1 pseudogene is annotated in these 484 nt (G+C 61.6%); it reads left to right on the forward strand.

Going from position 1 to position 484, the window contains the following annotated elements:
• Positions 1–484 (forward strand): annotated as a pseudogene (locus C5C07_RS20590) (hypothetical protein); the annotation flags it as partial.

Raw genomic sequence — 484 nt, forward strand, 5'->3', positions numbered from 1 at the left:
GAACGTCGAAGTCGTCGTCGAGGGCGATGGCGTCGAGATGATAAAGAGCCGGACGGTACGGTCAAGCATCGCCCAGAACGGGTCAATAACCGCACCGTTCCGGTTCCGACCTGAATCTGCCGGCGAACACTCGCTGACCGCAACGGTCAGCTACACAGTCGCTGGCGACACCACGCGCACCACAACCCGGTCAAAAGTCATCGAGTCGGACCCGCTCCGAAACAGCGTGGAACTCGATACGACTGCGGTCGGTAGCGGCACTGACCGCGCGTTGCGGGTCGCCGTCTCTAACGGGGCCAACGCTCCGCTTTCGGATGTCATGGTCAGTGCAACGTCGGAGAACGCGTCGTTCCAGCGCGTCCTGCTTGAGAACATCTCAGCCAGCACGACCCGGCAGGTGCGACTGAACGCCACGATGAACGAACCCCGCGCTGACGTTACTGTCACGGCCACCTACGAACTCGGGACTGAAACGGAACAGACA

The sequence above is a fragment of the Haloferax sp. Atlit-4N genome, from assembly GCF_003383025.1.
In the GTDB taxonomy this organism is placed as follows: domain Archaea; phylum Halobacteriota; class Halobacteria; order Halobacteriales; family Haloferacaceae; genus Haloferax; species Haloferax gibbonsii.